The organism is Pseudoalteromonas aliena (assembly GCF_038155085.1).
GTDB classification, from domain to species: Bacteria; Pseudomonadota; Gammaproteobacteria; order Enterobacterales; family Alteromonadaceae; genus Pseudoalteromonas; species Pseudoalteromonas aliena_A.
Map to the genome: position 1 here is coordinate 1 of NZ_JBAKAU010000034.1, position 12918 is coordinate 12918.

Annotated in this window: 16 protein-coding genes and 1 pseudogene; 6 read left to right on the forward strand and 11 right to left on the reverse strand. The window is 40.0% G+C overall.

All coding sequences use genetic code 11. The annotated features are described in order from the left end of the window. Nucleotides 1-415 precede the first annotated feature (415 nt). Nucleotides 416-964 (forward strand): gamma carbonic anhydrase family protein, encoded by a 549-nt coding sequence (locus tag V6260_RS18215; RefSeq protein ID WP_341595528.1) that lies wholly within the window; start codon nt 416-418, stop codon nt 962-964. On the opposite strand, the gene V6260_RS18220 is transcribed toward V6260_RS18215, so the two are convergent. Continuing rightward, nucleotides 953-1207 (reverse strand): DUF1488 family protein, encoded by a 255-nt coding sequence (locus V6260_RS18220; protein WP_341595529.1) that lies wholly within the window; start codon nt 1205-1207, stop codon nt 953-955. The two genes, V6260_RS18215 and V6260_RS18220, sit on opposite strands and share 12 nt — an antisense overlap. After that, nucleotides 1204-2028: a shikimate dehydrogenase gene (gene aroE / locus V6260_RS18225; RefSeq protein WP_341595530.1), complete on the reverse strand. Its 825-nt coding sequence runs from the start codon at nt 2026-2028 to the stop codon at nt 1204-1206. Before aroE ends, V6260_RS18220 begins: the two co-directional genes overlap by 4 nt. A 53-nt stretch (nt 2029-2081) precedes the next feature. On the opposite strand from aroE, the gene V6260_RS18230 reads away from it, so the two are divergent. Next, nucleotides 2082-2519 carry a group II truncated hemoglobin gene (locus V6260_RS18230; RefSeq protein ID WP_341595531.1) on the forward strand — a complete coding sequence of 146 codons (438 nt, stop codon included), beginning with the start codon at nt 2082-2084 and terminating at the stop codon, nt 2517-2519. 62 nt (nt 2520-2581) lie between these two features. Here V6260_RS18230 and hemF read toward each other — a convergent pair whose 3' ends face one another. From hemF to V6260_RS18260, 6 genes are all read right to left on the reverse strand, one after another. Next, nucleotides 2582-3532 carry an oxygen-dependent coproporphyrinogen oxidase gene (gene hemF, locus V6260_RS18235; RefSeq protein WP_341595532.1) on the reverse strand — a complete coding sequence of 317 codons (951 nt, stop codon included), beginning with the start codon at nt 3530-3532 and terminating at the stop codon, nt 2582-2584. Nucleotide 3533: 1 nt separating this feature from the next. Further along, the gene (locus tag V6260_RS18240; RefSeq protein WP_007377625.1) at nt 3534-4097 is read right to left on the reverse strand and encodes an L-threonylcarbamoyladenylate synthase; all 564 of its coding nucleotides are present in this window, start codon (nt 4095-4097) and stop codon (nt 3534-3536) included. A 25-nt stretch (nt 4098-4122) separates the two neighbouring features. After that, nucleotides 4123-4698, reverse strand: coding sequence for a DNA topoisomerase family protein (locus tag V6260_RS18245; RefSeq protein ID WP_007377626.1), 576 nt, complete (start codon nt 4696-4698; stop codon nt 4123-4125). A 114-nt stretch (nt 4699-4812) separates the two neighbouring features. Continuing rightward, nucleotides 4813-5286 (reverse strand): DUF494 family protein, encoded by a 474-nt coding sequence (locus V6260_RS18250; RefSeq protein WP_341595533.1) that lies wholly within the window; start codon nt 5284-5286, stop codon nt 4813-4815. Between the two features lies 1 nt (nt 5287). Beyond that, nucleotides 5288-6379: a DNA-processing protein DprA gene (gene dprA, locus V6260_RS18255; protein ID WP_341595534.1), complete on the reverse strand. Its 1092-nt coding sequence runs from the start codon at nt 6377-6379 to the stop codon at nt 5288-5290. A gap of 31 nt (nt 6380-6410) precedes the next feature. Then, entirely contained in the window at nt 6411-7532 is a 1122-nt protein-coding gene (locus V6260_RS18260; protein ID WP_341595535.1) for a LysM domain-containing protein, read from the reverse strand. Between the two features lie 119 nt (nt 7533-7651). On the opposite strand from V6260_RS18260, the gene def reads away from it, so the two are divergent. From def to trkA, 4 genes are all read left to right on the forward strand, one after another. Then, nucleotides 7652-8158 carry a peptide deformylase gene (gene def / locus V6260_RS18265; protein WP_341595536.1) on the forward strand — a complete coding sequence of 169 codons (507 nt, stop codon included), beginning with the start codon at nt 7652-7654 and terminating at the stop codon, nt 8156-8158. Between the two features lie 21 nt (nt 8159-8179). Next, complete coding sequence (fmt, locus tag V6260_RS18270) at nt 8180-9133, forward strand: methionyl-tRNA formyltransferase (RefSeq protein ID WP_341595537.1); 954 nt, start codon at nt 8180-8182, stop codon at nt 9131-9133. Beyond that, nucleotides 9126-10421: a 16S rRNA (cytosine(967)-C(5))-methyltransferase RsmB gene (rsmB, locus tag V6260_RS18275; protein WP_341595538.1), complete on the forward strand. Its 1296-nt coding sequence runs from the start codon at nt 9126-9128 to the stop codon at nt 10419-10421. The genes fmt and rsmB overlap by 8 nt, the downstream gene beginning before the upstream one ends. Before the next feature lie 86 nt (nt 10422-10507). Further along, nucleotides 10508-11884 carry a Trk system potassium transporter TrkA gene (gene trkA / locus V6260_RS18280; protein ID WP_341595539.1) on the forward strand — a complete coding sequence of 459 codons (1377 nt, stop codon included), beginning with the start codon at nt 10508-10510 and terminating at the stop codon, nt 11882-11884. A gap of 81 nt (nt 11885-11965) precedes the next feature. Here trkA and V6260_RS18285 read toward each other — a convergent pair whose 3' ends face one another. From V6260_RS18285 to V6260_RS18295, 3 genes and pseudogenes are all read right to left on the reverse strand, one after another. Continuing rightward, complete coding sequence (locus tag V6260_RS18285) at nt 11966-12181, reverse strand: calmodulin (RefSeq protein ID WP_341595540.1); 216 nt, start codon at nt 12179-12181, stop codon at nt 11966-11968. 275 nt (nt 12182-12456) lie between these two features. After that, the gene (locus V6260_RS18290; RefSeq protein ID WP_341595541.1) at nt 12457-12669 is read right to left on the reverse strand and encodes a calmodulin; all 213 of its coding nucleotides are present in this window, start codon (nt 12667-12669) and stop codon (nt 12457-12459) included. A gap of 139 nt (nt 12670-12808) precedes the next feature. Continuing rightward, nucleotides 12809-12918, reverse strand: a pseudogene (locus V6260_RS18295) (calmodulin); the annotation flags it as partial.

Here is a 12918-nt window from a genome sequence, read left to right on the forward strand (position 1 = left end):
CTCAATCTGTACGAGTGCCCACACAGATGATTGCTTTACATTGTTAAAGAACGTTTTGAGTCGCTTTAGCGACTCAAGGGAGGCAAATAATACACCCTTTATTTTTCGAGTCAATACTTTATTTTAAACTTTCTTTTGGAAAATTTAAAACCGAAGTTTTATTTAACTCTCTGAGTAGTTCGTGCCTCGCTATGCGTTGGCGTTTCCCGTCTCAGTGGGGTCGCATTATAGGGAGAACAGATTTTTACGCAAGTACTTTTCTAAAGAAAAAGTAAAAAAAGATACTGTTCGGTCAGTATCTGAACTAAACACTCTAAAACTGATAGTTTTGTAACCAAACAGTGCCTTTTATGGTACAAAAATAACCTTGCTGATACACTCAAAGCTAATAACTATTATCTAAAAGGTACTAAATATGGCAATCCGTTCTTATAAAGGTTTTACTCCTTCGTTTAATTCGTCTGTTTATATTGATGAGTCATCAGTTTTGGTTGGTGATATTACTTTAGGTGATAATAGTAGTATTTGGCCTTTAGTAGCCGCCCGAGGCGATGTTAACTATATACGTATTGGTAAACGCTCCAATATACAAGATGGCAGTGTATTGCATTTATCTCGCACAACTAAAAGTAATCCTGATGGTTATCCACTTATTATAGGTGACGATGTAACTGTAGGTCATAAGGTAATGTTGCACGGATGTGTATTAGGAAACCGTATACTTGTAGGTATGGGCGCTATTATTATGGATAACGTAGTTGTTGAGGATGATGTGATTATAGGTGGCGGCTCTTTGGTACCACCAAACAAACGCTTAGAGTCTGGTTACTTATATGTAGGGAGTCCAGCTAAGCAAGCCCGCTCTCTTACAGAGCAAGAACTTGCCTTTTTAAAAATATCTGCCGATAACTACGTATCACTTAAAGATGAGTATTTAGCTGAAATCGCTAACTTAGAGCAATAAGCTTACTTCTATCTGACCTGCCGAGTTGTAACTCTCTTCTTCGATAAGCTCCTCGGCACGCTCTTCGTAATCAAAACGGTACTTTTCAAAATAATCTGTAGCATGACTTTCATCAGTTAGTTTAAGTGGTTTGACTGCAATAACACACTCCACCAACATGCCACTCACTTGAGCAAAAAACACCAACTGGTGATCAGGCTCTCTAAACTCTAGCCTATCTATAAATTGTATTGCCTGATTCATTTAAGCGTTCCTTGTTTGAGCGCATCAACGATGGGAAGTATTTTTGGCATTTTATTACGCCATACATAATATGCTTGAGCAGCTTGGCCAACTAACATGCCACTGCCATCTAAAAGCTTAGTGTTAATATTATGCTGTGCAACCCAATTCATAAAAATGGTATTTTGCAGTGAATAAAACATGTCATAAGCAACTTCACAGTTCGTTATATGCTTTTTATCAAGAGCTGGAAGTTCGTTATTCATACTGCTAGATGTAGAGTTTATAATTAGTGAGTAATCGCTTACTGGTAAATCATCAAAACCAAAACCAGATACTGGTCCATATTGAGTAAACAGCTCTGCAAGTTCTTTGGCTTTTTGTGCTGTGCGATTAACTATTATTATTTCCTGAGGATTATGCTCTAACAAAGGTAAAATAACGCCTCGAGCTGCACCGCCCGCACCTATGATTAAAATACGCTTGTTAGTTATAGCTACTTTATTAGCGAGTAAATCATTTACAAAGCCTACACCATCGGTGTTATCTCCGAGTAATGTGCCATCATCTCGTTTTTTTAATGTATTAACAGCCCCTACAATTTTAGCTAATGGCGTAAGCTCATCGGCCATTGCATAGGCTTGCTCTTTAAATGGCATTGTAACGTTAGCACCTACACCACCTTGCTCAAAAAAAGACAATACTGTTTTTTCAAAGTTATCGATAGGTGCTAATATTGCGCGATAGTCGATTTGCTCACCCAGTGATAAAGCAAATTGTTTATGTATCGCGGGGGATTTTGAATGTTTAATTGGATTTCCAAAAACCGCATATTTGTCCATTTTAAAGCAACCTCTTTGCAGCTATATACTGCCTATTAACGATGATAAGTAATATGATTAAACGACTTTTTTCTAAATCTAAGCCAGCTCCTGAGCAACAGGCTCCTACTCCTGAAAAAACACCGTATGAAATAATAGGTGGAGAGAAAGGGGCGCGTGCTATTTCCAACCGATTCTACGACATAATGGAGTCAGATGAATACGCTAAACCGTTATATGATATGCATCCTCTGCCATTAGATCGAATTCGCCAAGTATTTTTTGAATTTTTATCTGGTTGGTTAGACGGGCCAAACCTATTTACAGAAAAACATGGTCAGCCAATGCTACGTAAACGCCATATGCCTTTTACTGTAGACAAAGCATTGCGCGATCAGTGGATGTACTGCATGAATAAAACGCTGGATATAGAAATAGACAATCCGTTGTTACGTGAAGGATTAAAACAATCATTCTCTCAACTAGCAACGCACATGATCAATCAGCATTAAATTTGTATTTAGCATAATGCAAAAAGGCGCTAATTAGCGCCTTTTTGATTATTGTGTAATTTTTATAATTGCCACTCTCTAGCTATCAGCTCACTTGGCTGACTAGCTAACCACTCTTGCGGGCGTAAGTAATACTGATATAAATTAGCTTCTGGACTACTTGGCTCTGGTTTATAGTTATATTCCCAGCGTGCAAGTGGTGGCATAGACATTAATATAGATTCTGTACGCCCGCCACTTTGTAGCCCAAACAACGTACCTCTATCCCATACTAAATTAAACTCTACATAACGTCCGCGACGATAAAGCTGAAAATCACGTTGTTGCTCTGTGTATTCGTCATTTTTACGACGTTCAATAATAGGTAAATAGGCATCTAAAAAGCCATTACCTACCGATTGCATAAACGCAAAACTCTTTTCAAAACCAAGTTCGTTTAAATCGTCAAAAAACAAACCGCCTACTCCGCGCGTCTCATCTCTGTGCTTTAAATAAAAGTACTCGTCGCACCATGTTTTATATTTTGGATAAACTTCACTACCAAATGGCGCACAAATGTCGTGAGCAACTTGATGCCAATGCTGTACGTCTTCTAATACTGGATAAAAAGGAGTGAGATCAAACCCGCCACCAAACCACCATATTGGCTCTTCGCCTTCTTTTTCGGCTATAAAAAAGCGCACATTGGCATGACTTGTTGGTACATGAGGGTTTTTAGGGTGAATAACTAACGACACACCACACGCATGAAAGCTACGTCCTGCAAGCTCTGGTCTGTGTGCTGTTGCTGAACCAGGCATTGAGGCGCCAAATACATGAGAGTAATTAACTCCACCTTGCTCTATTACAGTGCCATTTGTGGTTACACGTGTACGACCACCACCGCCTTCTGCTCGCTGCCAGTTATCTTCTATAAATTTAGCACTGCCATCTGCAGCCTCCAAACCTTTGCAAATAGTGTCTTGCAAAGCCATAAAGTATGCTTTTACTTGATCTAATAATTCGCTTTGCATATTAACCTCTAAATATTTTGCCCGTCATGGCGTCTTTTATTGTGCTTGGTTGAGTATTGCCACCTAACGCCTCGTCAACGTAAAAGCCAACTTGTTCTGTAAATTGCGCTTTGGCTTGATCAATACTAATTACCGTTTCTTGACCGGTTAAGTTTGCACTGGTTGATACTAGTGGCTTACCAAACTCTTGGCATAAGCGTTTTACTGTTGGATGGTTTGTTACTCTTACTGCAATGGTATCAAACTGCCCTGTGAGCCATTTAGGCGTATTTTTAGATGCAGGCATCACCCATGTAATTGCAGCAGGCCAACTCGAAAAAATATCAGCGCGTTTATCCATTGGTATTTTTGCATCATCTACGTATTTTAATAATTGTCCGTAGTTATCAGCGATTAAAATAAGCCCTTTTTCAACCGGGCGCTGCTTAATAGCTAATAGTGCCTCAACGGCTTGTTGATTATCTGGATCACAACCTAAACCATATACAGCTTCTGTTGGGTATAAAATAACTTCGCCTTGCGTTAAGCATGTTATTGCAGTGGGCGTATTTGAAAGGTCTGACAAAGTAGTCTCCAGATATAATTAAACGTTATTCAGTTGAGGTGAGCTTATGCATGCAGCTTTTTTGTGGGCATTGCAATAATATGCCGTTTGCCATATTTCTTTCTATGACGATAGGCCAGTCACATTCAGGACACGGATGTTCAACCGGTTTATTATTAAGCGTGTATTTACAACTTGGGTAGCAATCACAAGAATAAAATACTTTACCAAACTTATTACTACGCGCGACTAAATGACCTTTTTTGCATTTAGGGCAACTAGGCAAAGTATCTTCGCTTTGCTTTTCTTCATTTTCGTTAGCAATGTAATGACACTCTGGATAACCCGTACACCCAATAAACATACCATAGCGGCCATTTTTAACCACCAGCGGTTTGCTACACTCAGGACATGCTGAATCTTCTAATATCTTGATTTCGTTACTGTCGTGGTGTGCCAGTGGCCTAATAAAGTCGCATTTTGGATAACTTGCGCATCCTAAAAAAGGGCCTGATTTACTATTGCGGATCACTAACTCTGAACCACACTGTGGGCATATCTCGTATTCTTTTTCGAGGGCGTGCTTGTTCGCCGAGAAAAGCGAATGGTCGATTTTACTCATGGTGATCCTAATAGGTTGGTGAATTTTCGCCTAATATACCCAAACCACTTAAAGATACAAGCAATGCCGTGCTTATCCTTTTAAGTAATTTGAGTACAATTAAGATAATTATCTCTAATGAAGACGCTCGCTGGGTTCATCAAAAATTAAATCTTCCATTTGCTCATATGCCTCCTCAGAGCCAGGAACGTTAAACAAAATCATAAGTACAACCCATTTTAAATCTTCTAGGCTTATGTTGGGTTTATCGAGTGAGGCTAAACAGTCCATTACCATCTCACGAGTTACATTGTTAATTACGCCGATTTGCTCAATAAACATTAAAAAACCAAGACACTCCGCACTGAGCCTTTGGCATTCACTATCGGTAAATATACGAACTGCACCTTTAGGATTAGCAATAAGGTAAGGAGACTCGTCACTGTGTTGTAAGTCGGCCAGTTGCTCTAACCAATCAAGCGCTTTAAATATCTCTGGCTTATTAAAGCCCGCGCGTAATAACTCATCGGTTAGCTCATTTTGCTCGGCAAATATATCCGCTTCGCTATGAATGTAATTTTCAAAAAGATATAAAAGAATATCAAACATATTACCTTCCTGCGCTTAACTTAATATAACCATCTAATACGCGCTCAATTTGATCGTCTAATTCTAAATCGAGCAACCTAGCGAGTACTTTATCTATTGGCCACTGCGCACGACGCACAATGTCATCTACACTGGTTACTTCAAAGCCAATACTATTTAAAACCTCACATTGAGAATTGGCTTGAATCGGCTGCTCTTTACTACATACATTATTGTCGTAAGTAAAACTCACCTCATCAAGAATGTCAGCCACGTTTTCTACCAGCTTAGCACCTTGCTTTATTAAAAAGTGACTAGCCTGCGCTAACGGGTTTTTAATAGAACCCGGTACTGCAAATACCTCTTTATTTTGTTCAAGCGCATAACGCACTGTAATTAACGAACCACTTTTAATTTCAGCCTCAACAATAAGCACTCCTAACGATAACCCAGAAATAATACGATTACGGCGCGGAAAGTTATGCGCATGAGCAGCTGTGCCTGGTAGAAACTCACTCACCAGCAGGCCGCTTTCTAAAACTTGGTCTGTTAATAGTTTATGGCGTTTGGGATAGTAAATATCAACCCCAGTACCAAGCACCGCTATGGTTTTACCTGTACCAGCAAGAGAGCCTTTATGTGCTGCACCATCTATTCCCCGCGCCATACCTGAAGTAACCGTAATACCCGCCAAAGTTAACTCGTATGCAAATTCTGAGGCTATTTCAAGCCCACTAGGTGTAGCGTTACGGCTGCCAACAATTGCAATTTGTGGAGCGGATAATAACGAAACATCTCCCCTGCAAAATAATAATAAAGGCGCACTGGCAATCTGCCGGAGATCTTCTGGATAAAGCGCATCAAAAATACAGACAACAGTAATGTTGTTCAGCGTTATTAATTGCTCATAATGACTGACTTGTTGCCAATTGGTGTTGAGTAAATTACTCGCTTGATTAGCAGTTAATCCAAGCTTTAAAAGCTTGTCATGAGATAAGTCGAATAACGACCCAAGTGAATAGTTTGTAGATAGTGCTAAAAGGGTTTTTATACCCAATCCTTTACACATATAAAGGGCAAGCCAGTGGGCTAGCTTGCCAGATGACTGATCCATGCTCTCTCCTAGAGCACCGACTCGCTACTTCTTAATGAATAACTGCAATATCTCCAATGCGAATTGGGTGCTGGTTCTTAGTTATTAATGCATAACTTACCTTGTCATACACTTTAAAGACAATTAGCTCGCCGACTTTTTCTTTAGGCATAGTCCACGTTGTATTTTCTTCGTCAGACTCACCACCAAATAACTCACTTACATCAGATAAAAGCTTTTCGAACTTACTCGAATCCTCTGGATAGCGAGGACCACGCGGACCATCTATAACTATTGGCGATTGGCGCTCTAGATCTAATACATGCCCCGCTTCTATATTTTGTTCACTACCTAAGTTTAGCACTACAACATCCATCGTGCTAAATTCTCTGACTTGACGTGGTGAAGCAATAACATTACCTATTACAGGTCCTGATGGACGGTGTATATCAAAGTACGCAGGAAGCATTTGCCCTTCCATTGCTGGCATTAAAAAATCGCCTTGTTGAATTTCACGTTTAACCGACTCTACTCGCAATGATGATGGGACTCCGTTATGCTCATCCCCGGCTCTAAATGCACGCGCCATACCGACATAAGAGGCACGCGCTGCTAGTACCTCACCAGTTTCTAAGTCGGTGTAAGGTTCGCCTTCATGATAAATGGCATACGCTTTATGTACTTGTAAGTCCCCTTTGGCGTACAAAATGTGACCTAGCGTTTGTGTTTTAGTATTTTCATTTGCACCTAAAATATAGGGTCTATTTTTAATATTGTCATTATCTATTGCTTGTTCATAACTAATATAAGGTTTGATCATCTCAAGTGGTAAGGTAGTTATTGCATTACTACCTTTTGGTGTAATTCGGCCCTGAGGAGATAACTTTTTATAAGCTTTATTAATCACCAATCGTGGCTCACCATCTATATCATATACCAAAGCAAGTGCATCCCCTGGGTAAATAAGGTTTGGGTTATCAATTCCAGAGTTCATTTGCCAAAGCTTAGGCCATAACCAAGGCTCGTCTAAATAAATCTCTGAAATATCCCAAAGCGTATCGCCTTTTTTTACAACGTACTGTTCTGGTGCATCTTTTTTTATTTTAAGCACATCAGCCATAGCAGGAAAAATGGCACTTAGTACAAGTATGGTTGTAATTAATGGAAATTTCATTGAGCTTCCTTGTATTGTTTTTTCATTATTATTGCCCAAAACCTGTTAAAGGTGAACGCGAATGGCTAAAATAAGAGCATACAATACCCTAAATTAAGCACAAGTGTAAAAAGGTAACTATGGCTAGGTTAAAAGTTTTAAGATTTCCAGATGAACGTTTACGTACAGTAGCAAAAGACGTTGAGCAAGTTGACGACACAGTACGCCAAATAGTAAAAGATATGCTGGAAACTATGTATGATGAAAATGGCATTGGCTTAGCAGCCTCACAAGTAGATATTCATCAACGTATCGTTGTAATTGATGTATCTGAAGAGCGTGATGAGCCTTTAGTACTCATTAACCCACAAATTATCAAAAAAGACGGCTCTACCGTAAGCGAAGAAGGCTGTTTATCAGTACCTAATTCGTATGCAAAGGTAGATCGCGCAGAAACAGTAACAGTCACTGCACTTAACGAAAACGGTGAAGAGTTTGTACTAGACACAGACGAATTGCTGGCTATTTGTATTCAACATGAGCTTGATCACTTACAAGGTAAGCTATTTATTGATTACTTATCACCACTTAAACGCCAACGTATTCGTAAAAAGCTTGAAAAAGAAGCTAAATTTGCAGCACAGTAATAAGCACCTTAGGAAAACTCAGTGACCCAACCATTACGCATTATATTTGCCGGTACGCCGGATTTTGCCGCACGTCATTTACAAGCGCTTATACAAAGCGAGCATCAAATAGTAGGTGTATACAGCCAACCTGATCGCCCAGCTGGTCGTGGCAAAAAATTAAAAGCCAGCGAAGTTAAAGCGCTAGCGCTTGAACATAACTTACCGGTTTTTCAGCCACAGTCGTTAAAAAATGATGACGCATTAGTAGAGCTTAAAAGCTTAAATGCCGACATTATGATTGTAGTGGCTTACGGGCTAATTTTACCAAAAGCAATATTAGAAGCTCCACGTTTAGGTTGTCTAAATGTACATGGCTCTATATTACCGCGCTGGCGTGGTGCTGCACCTATTCAGCGTGCAATTTGGGCAGGTGATGAGCAAACCGGCGTAACTATTATGCAAATGGATGAAGGGCTTGATACCGGCGACATGCTACATATTAGTCGCTGTGCAATTAATACTGATGAAACCAGCGCCAGTTTATATACAAAGCTTGCTGAGCTAGGTCCAGACGCGTTAATTGAAACCATTAATAAATTAGCGAATGGCGAGATCACCCCTGAGCCCCAAAATGATGAACTTGCTAATTACGCTAAAAAGCTTTCTAAAGAGGAAGCTAATATCGACTGGTCCATGAGTGCGCTACAAATTGAGCGAAGCATTCGCTCTTTTAATCCATGGCCAGTGTGCTTTACCCAAATGGCAGGGCAAACAGTAAAGATTTATCAAGCGCAGGTTGTGCTGCAATCAGGCGCTCCTGGCCAAATTTTATCAAGCGACAAAAATGGCGTAGTAGTGGCGTGTGGCGAACACGCCTTATGTATTACGCAATTACAGCCGCAAGGCAAAAAGCCAATGGCAACTAGTGACTTTTTAAATGGTCGTAGTGATTGGGTAACCCCGGGTACAGTATTAGGCGAAAATAATGAGTAATGTTCCAAATGTACGCGCGCTTGCCGCTGAAACTTTATATAACGTCGTTGATAAAGGCGCATCGCTTAATCAAGAACTTCCATTTGCAAGCCAAGGCTTACCCCCAAAAGACAAAGCATTACTGCAGCAAATTTGTTATGGCGTATTACGATACTTACCAAGCCTTGAAAACTATTGCCAACACTTAGTAGAGCAGCCGTTAAAAGGTAAGCGTAGAATATTTCAGTTTTTGTTATATGTAGGTATATATCAGCTACAGCATATGCGCGTGCCTCCACATGCCGCAATATCAGAAACTGTAAATGCACTCGCTCAACTGCGCGCTTTAGGATTAAAAGGGCTGATAAACGCCATTTTACGTAGTTTTCAGCGCCAACAAGCAGAGCTTGAAGAAAAAGCGAAGCTTATTCCGGTGTGTTTATACAATCATCCAAATTGGTTTATTAAACAAGTGCAAGCTGCATACCCAAATAGCTGGGAAGCATTACTTGAAGAAAACCAGCAACAAGCCCCTATGTGGTTGCGTGTAAATCAAGCTCAATACAGTACGCAAGAATACAGCGAAATGTTAACGGCTAACGATATTGAACACACATTAAACCCAGAGTTTGTTGACGGTATTAAGCTAGCTAAGCCGCGTGATGTATTCTCGCTGCCAGAATTTGATGTAGGTGCATGTTCAGTACAAGATGCAGCAGCACAACTTGCAGCACGCTTTTTAGAACCAAAAGATGACGAATATATTTTGGATGCCTGTGCAGCGCCTGGCGGAAAAACATGTCATATTTTAGAGCTTGCTGATGCAGACGTACTTGCACTTGATAGCGATTCAACTCGTCTTGAACGGGTTAAGCAAAACTTAACCCGTATTGGCTTAGGTGCAGATCTACAATGTGGCGATGCATCACAACCACATACATGGTGGGACGAAAAATTATTTGATCGTATTTTGCTTGATGTGCCTTGTTCGGCCACTGGCGTAATTCGCCGCCACCCTGACATAAAATGGTTACGTCGCGCATCAGACATCGAAGACTTAGCTAAGTTACAAAGCGATATTCTTGATAGCATTTGGCCGCTGTTAAAACCAGGTGGCACATTGGTATATGCTACGTGTTCGGTTCTTCCGCAAGAAAACCAACAGCAAGTTGCTGAGTTTTTAGCTAATAACGATGATGTAGAACATATACCTCTACACGAAAACGATACCGTAACAACTCCAGGTTTGCAGTTACTGCCCGGTGAAAGTGATGGATTTTATTACGCTAAACTAGTTAAAAAAGCCTAATAGCCGTACACTAAATAGTTAGCCATTTATGAAATATTAAATGGCTATTTTTTTAATTAAATTATGGTCAATACTACGGGTAAATAATGAAAATAATTATACTCGGTGCCGGGCAAGTTGGTGCTACGCTTGCTGAAAACTTAGTTGGCGAACAAAACGAAATTACCGTTGTTGATATAGACGGTAACCGATTACGAGAACTTCAGGATAAGTACGACTTACAAGGGGTTATGGGCCATAGTGCGCACCCTGATGTCTTACGCCGTGCAGGTGCTGAAGATGCCGATATGATTATAGCGGTAACCAGTTCAGATGAAGTGAATATGGTTGCATGCCAAGTGGCGTACAGTATTTTTAAAACGCCTACTAAAATTGCCCGTATTCGCTCAGAGCAATATTTAAAATACCGTGAAAAACTATTTCAAAACGATGATTTACCTATCGACCACTACATTGCTCCCGAAGCACTGGTCACTAAGTATATTCGCCGTCTAATTGACTATCCAGGTGCTCTGCAAGTATTGCAGTTTGCCGATGGTATGCTCTCGTTAGTCGCCGTAAAAGCTTACTATGGCGGTTTACTTGTAGGTTATGCGCTATCTGCACTTAAAGAACATATCCCTAATGTAGAGACTCGTGTTGCCGCTATTTACCGTCAAGGAAAAGCAATAAAACCACTGGGCACCACCGTTATTGAAGCCGATGACGAAGTATTCTTTATTGCCGCCACAAAACATATACGCGCAGTAATGAACGAACTACAAAAACTTGAACGTTCTTACAAGAAAATTATGATTGCAGGTGGCGGTAACATTGGGGCAGGCCTTGCGCGTTCACTTGAGAAAAACCACAGCGTTAAATTAATTGAGCGTAGTAAAGAGCGCGCAGAGCAATTATCCGAACTACTAGATAATACCGTTGTATTTTGTGGTGATGCTTCTGATCAGGAATTACTTTCAGAAGAGCATATAGAGCAAGTTGATGTATTTATTGCCGTAACCAACGACGATGAAGCTAATATTATGTCAGCCATGCTCGCAAAGCGGATGGGCGCACAAAAAACCATGGTACTTATCCAGCGTGGAGCTTACGTAGATTTAGTACAAGGTGGCGAAATAGACATTGCTATATCACCCCAGCAAGCAACTATCTCAGCACTACTTACTCACGTTCGTCGTGGCGACATTGTAAACGTTTACTCTCTTCGAAAAGGCGCTGCAGAGGCAATAGAAGCTGTAGCTCATGGAGACGAAAATACGTCAAAAGTAGTAGGCAGAGCAATTGCAGACATTAAGTTACCTGTAGGTACAACTATTGGCGCAATAGTACGCAATGACGATGTACTGATAGCCCACGACGATACAATTATTATGTCGGGCGATCATGTCATTATGTTTTTAATCGACAAAAAGCATATTACCGTTGTAGAAAAGCTATTCCAAGTAAGTGCTATATTCCTCTAACTAGTTACTCTCATTAGTTAACTTAAAATATAAAAAAGCCGCTGACTAAGGCGGCTTTAGTGGAGTATGCTCAAATATTAATTACTGTACCTTTGAAAACTCTTCTTTAGAGATTTCACCATTTCCATCAGCATCTAAATCATCAAAAATCTTTACAAGTTGAGGATTAACCTTCGCTTCTTCCATTGTAATCGCACCGTCGCCATCTGCGTCAAAAGAGGCAAAGTCCACTGCTGCGTATGCTGCTGATGAAGATGCTAAAACGATAACTGCAAGTGTTGTATTTAATGTTTTCATAATAATATTCCTAGTAATATGGGAAGTTCTTTTAAAAGTTCCCTGACTGTGAAAATGTTTAATCTAAAAAAGATTAGTTAACCTGTATTCTGGTTAAGAGATTTACTAACGTATTGAATCATGGTGATATTTAAATTTATTTTCTCTAGCCAGAGATTTTCAGTGAAAACAAGGCGAATTACGCGTCAATAGCTGGCCTATTGCAAGTAAATTCAACGCAGTTAGCGCTGAAAATAGCTGCTAGAGATAGATTTATTATCCAGAGTTCAGGTTAGTTAGTAATTAGCGAATTCTCCTTTAGAAAGCTCGCCGCTACCATCTGTGTCTAGCTCGATAAATTCAGCCATTAAATCCGTATCGACTGCGGCTTCGCTTGGGCTAATTGTGCCGCTACCATCGATATCAAGACTGTCAAAGTCTGATGCTGCAAATACACCTGAAGAAAATGCTAGTACTATAAGTGCTAATGCTTTATTTAAATGTTTCATAACTTAATCCTTCAATGTTCTATCAAAAAAATTGCTTCGTTTAACTTAAAACGTAATTTTTCACTTCCTTGTTATCCTCTTTCGTAAGCTCCCTTGCCTACTTAGGTTGTCTTTGGCAACTCAGGATAAATACTTTAAATTAAGCTTCTGAAAATTCTTCTTTTGATAACTCACCATTTTGGTCAGTATCAAGCTCAGAGAACATGCTCATTAATTTTGCGTCTACTGATGCTTCTGCTTGGCTTATTG

Bases quoted from the DNA above. Each gene is read 5' to 3' on its own strand.
- V6260_RS18215 (WP_341595528.1), top strand. From the start codon at position 416: ATGGCAATCCGTTCTTATAAAGGTTTTACTCCTTCGTTTAATTCGTCT.
- V6260_RS18220 (WP_341595529.1), bottom strand. From the start codon at position 1,207: ATGAATCAGGCAATACAATTTATAGATAGGCTAGAGTTTAGAGAGCCT.
- aroE (WP_341595530.1), bottom strand. From the start codon at position 2,028: ATGGACAAATATGCGGTTTTTGGAAATCCAATTAAACATTCAAAATCC.
- V6260_RS18230 (WP_341595531.1), top strand. From the start codon at position 2,082: ATGATTAAACGACTTTTTTCTAAATCTAAGCCAGCTCCTGAGCAACAG.
- hemF (WP_341595532.1), bottom strand. From the start codon at position 3,532: ATGCAAAGCGAATTATTAGATCAAGTAAAAGCATACTTTATGGCTTTG.
- V6260_RS18245 (WP_007377626.1), bottom strand. From the start codon at position 4,698: ATGAGTAAAATCGACCATTCGCTTTTCTCGGCGAACAAGCACGCCCTC.
- V6260_RS18250 (WP_341595533.1), bottom strand. From the start codon at position 5,286: ATGTTTGATATTCTTTTATATCTTTTTGAAAATTACATTCATAGCGAA.
- dprA (WP_341595534.1), bottom strand. From the start codon at position 6,379: ATGGATCAGTCATCTGGCAAGCTAGCCCACTGGCTTGCCCTTTATATG.
- V6260_RS18260 (WP_341595535.1), bottom strand. From the start codon at position 7,532: ATGAAATTTCCATTAATTACAACCATACTTGTACTAAGTGCCATTTTT.
- def (WP_341595536.1), top strand. From the start codon at position 7,652: ATGGCTAGGTTAAAAGTTTTAAGATTTCCAGATGAACGTTTACGTACA.
- rsmB (WP_341595538.1), top strand. From the start codon at position 9,126: ATGAGTAATGTTCCAAATGTACGCGCGCTTGCCGCTGAAACTTTATAT.
- trkA (WP_341595539.1), top strand. From the start codon at position 10,508: ATGAAAATAATTATACTCGGTGCCGGGCAAGTTGGTGCTACGCTTGCT.
- V6260_RS18285 (WP_341595540.1), bottom strand. From the start codon at position 12,181: ATGAAAACATTAAATACAACACTTGCAGTTATCGTTTTAGCATCTTCA.
- V6260_RS18290 (WP_341595541.1), bottom strand. From the start codon at position 12,669: ATGAAACATTTAAATAAAGCATTAGCACTTATAGTACTAGCATTTTCT.